The sequence below is a fragment of the Methylosinus sp. KRF6 genome, assembly GCF_018887255.1.
GTDB lineage: Bacteria > Pseudomonadota > Alphaproteobacteria > Rhizobiales > Beijerinckiaceae > Methylosinus > Methylosinus sporium.
In genome coordinates this window covers 1-3,105 of record NZ_JAHLJF010000032.1, presented here as the reverse complement: position 1 = coordinate 3,105, position 3,105 = coordinate 1, and the positions used below count along the sequence as shown (strand labels likewise).

Below are 3,105 nucleotides of genomic sequence, written 5' to 3'. Positions count from 1 at the left end.
CCCGCGATTCTCATCCTGATTGACGCTGGACTCTCACCTTGATTGTCGCGCGGCAATCGGCCGGACTCTAATCGATGCTGGGGGGATTTTTCAGGGGCACGTCAATGCGCCGGCGGCATTCGCCCGGACGAAACCAGTTGTTGTGCGCGCGTGGCGCGGTCGATCGGGTCTCCTCGTCTTCGATGCTGGGGTCGAACAGCCGTATCGTGGCGTCAATATGCCCGAGATCGGCGCGCTGTCGATCGACTTGACGCTCCAGTTGGGCGATGGCGTCAGCGAGTTCTGATCTCTTGTCTCGCAAGGCCGAGATGATTTCCGTTGCGCTCATCGCCGTTTCCATGCTCAATCAATGATGAGCCGACAGCATAGCGCTTCAAAATCCGCGCCAGTAGAGGAAGCCAGTGGCGGCTGCTACATAAGACCGCAGATTCGCACGGCGACGGGCGACCAACCCTTCGAGATCCTGCGTCAGGATTGGGTCGGCACCGCCATCGTAGGGCTCAAGCCGGCGCGCGTCGGGTGCTTCCGCGTCCTTCAGAGAAATGACGGCTGGTCGGCAGGGTCGCTGAATCTCGACGCCGCAAACGACATACCTTTTATGCCACCAATGTCGCGGACTACGCGGGTGATGTGGTGCGTTGTGTTGATTTCGCGCCACGTGGAGCCATTTCCAGGGCCGTCCCATCCGTTTGCAGTCTTGAAAATGTAGTCGTCCGCTGAACAGAAACCCCGTCCCGCGAACTCGCCGCTCTTCAAGATGCGATCGCAGACGTCACGCATCACCATATCAGCCTGGCCGACAGCGGAGCCGCGGACAACCAGCCAATTGTTGCGCGTCGTATATCTATAGTGGCGGATCGGGATTCCTCTGGATGCCCTGAACTCGAACTTCGGGCAGTCAGCTCCATAATCGCCGAACACGAGGTGCTCTGGTGAGGTACCGTCGAGTTGGATCGCTTCTCTCCAGGCCAGCCACTCATTGCGAGGAATGACCGTCGTGTGGCCCGGTTCGGCCGGGTTCACTTCAGGATAATTTGTTCCCTGGAACACGACCTGACGCCAACGTCCGATCCGCTGCAAATCTTCGAGGGCAGCCTGCGCGATGTTTGCCACCGCACTGGCATCAGAGAAGTCCGCGTCTCCGAAGTCAGCCAGAGCGGTGCAATCGTTCGGGGCCAAGCCGAGCGCGGCCATCGCGACGGCTATGCGGCTCGGGAGCTCTTTGTCGATCTCGCCGGAATCGATACGTATTGCGGCCTTCGTCACATTTTCGATCGCCAACGCCTGACGAAAGGCTGCGGCCCGGGGTCCAAGGGCGTCTGCAAGGCTTATGACGGGGATTGGCTTGGCATTGGCTTTACGGGCCACGTCAAACATCCGCGGCAACCAGTCGATGCACTCCGACTCACCAAATTCTCTGAACAGAAAACGAACGTCGAGTAGGGCCTCGCGCATGATCCAATGATCCGCGATGCGGCGTCCAGTTTCGTACACGATCTCGTCTTTGGTGAGCAGGCGATGCTTTTCAAGATCACGCTCCTTCGGGGGCGGAACAACGAGGCGCGGAATGATCCTATCAGCAATCTCAGGGGCAAGTCGTTGCAAACCGCGATACTCGCCCTGTTTGAGGCGAAGCGCCGGCACGTAAATCGGAAGAGCATTACGACTCATAGTCTAAGCCCCTTGCGTCTGCTCAAGAAGGTGCGTTCTGACTCGCCCTCTACCAATCATGTTTGAGAATATTGCATAGTTTCCCCTCTCTTTTTGTATTCTTCCAAATACGATTGCCGGGTCGATCCCTAACTCTTTCGCAAATTTTTCAACTACTTCATGGGACTTGGCAATACGGGCGGGCGATCGTTTCCAAATCTCATCGGGGATGAGCATATTAGATGCGAACTCGTTAGCTTCCCTCTCGATTTCGTCGACGTCAGCAACATCCGTATCGTCGAAGAATCCTATACCGAGGCCTGTCCGATAGTGAAGGATAACATGCCCGACCTCATGAAGTAGGGTGAACCAGAAACCGTCCACCGTGTCCCGCCGCAACGTCAGGGCGACCACTGGCACGCCTTCCAGCAAGAAGGCAGCTCCATCGACCTTCATCCCCGGTATTTGAGGCTCGGCCACCACCACAATCCCCTTACTCAACAGCAAGTCACGCGCACGCGCTGGTCCGTCGACAAAACGGCTAAGCCGGACCAGCTCCAAGAGCCAGGTTATTTCAAGCGGACGATAGATCGTGTCATGAGCGGCGATGATTTGCTCGGCGCGACGCGTAACCCGGGCCTTCCAGGCTACGAGCAGAAAGTCTTCAGAGTGATCTTGGACGTTCAAACCCGTCCGCAAGAGTGACGGGTTTCCGTATTTCAGAATTTGGTCCGACACATACCGCTGAAGGTAGTTGAAGCTTTCTTCATCGGCCAAGATCGTTGGATCGTCGTCGTCGAACCACCCACTGGCGCGGGCGTGCTTCAGTATTTTCCTAACTTCAATGGCAGAAGCATTGCGTGCCGCGCTCCAGGCGCCGCCACACCACTCCGACAGCCTAATCTCCCAATCAACGCCGAGAACGCTCGCTATGCGCCGAAAGTTGGCTAGGCTTATGGAGCTATATCTGTCGGCCTCGTATCTTTGAATTTGTTGCTCTTTCACGCCGAGCTTGCGTGCCAACTCCTTCTGCGTGAGGTTGCGCGCGATGCGGGCGATTATAAGCGAAAGACCTGGGTCGTTCCCTGTTCGACGCTTCAGGTCTTCAAAGTTTCCACCTTTGGCGGTCTCATAGGCCTTGATCAAGGCCTCAAGCTCTTCCTTCTCAACTTTGATTGCCTTTCGGAAGCCGGTCACCACTTGCGGGGGCAGGCCTGCTATGATTGGCTCGAATTCCTGTTCCGACGACAGCACCTTACCGAGCTCGGCCACGGTCGCCCGAGCTTCACGAGCTTCTCGTTCATTTAGAATCACCGAAGGACTTATCATACCCTACATTACACAACAAAATTGTTGTTTTCAAGAAATCTCACCCAAAGATCCGAAACTCCGTGTCTGCCTAGCATTACAGTTGCGTAATTAGGCGGTTTCTGACTCACTAGGCCACCATGATTC

The 3,105-nt window shown here is 56.2% G+C and carries 3 protein-coding genes; all 3 read right to left on the bottom strand.

From position 1 onward, the window contains the following. Positions 1 to 67 precede the first annotated feature (67 nt). The 3 genes from KP010_RS22335 to KP010_RS22325 all read right to left on the bottom strand — a co-directional run bounded on the left by KP010_RS22335 (position 68) and on the right by KP010_RS22325 (position 2,922). Complete coding sequence (locus tag KP010_RS22335) at positions 68 to 328, bottom strand: hypothetical protein (protein WP_216281899.1); 261 nt, start codon at positions 326 to 328, stop codon at positions 68 to 70. Positions 329 to 534: 206 nt separating this feature from the next. Next, complete coding sequence (locus tag KP010_RS22330) at positions 535 to 1,671, bottom strand: beta family protein (RefSeq protein WP_216281897.1); 1,137 nt, start codon at positions 1,669 to 1,671, stop codon at positions 535 to 537. Positions 1,672 to 1,674: 3 nt separating this feature from the next. Beyond that, positions 1,675 to 2,922 carry a helix-turn-helix domain-containing protein gene (locus tag KP010_RS22325; protein WP_371824257.1) on the bottom strand — a complete coding sequence of 416 codons (1,248 nt, stop codon included), beginning with the start codon at positions 2,920 to 2,922 and terminating at the stop codon, positions 1,675 to 1,677. Positions 2,923 to 3,105 lie beyond the last annotated feature (183 nt).

Bases quoted from the DNA above. Each gene is read 5' to 3' on its own strand.
- KP010_RS22335 (WP_216281899.1), bottom strand. From the start codon at position 328: ATGAGCGCAACGGAAATCATCTCGGCCTTGCGAGACAAGAGATCAGAA.
- KP010_RS22330 (WP_216281897.1), bottom strand. From the start codon at position 1,671: ATGAGTCGTAATGCTCTTCCGATTTACGTGCCGGCGCTTCGCCTCAAA.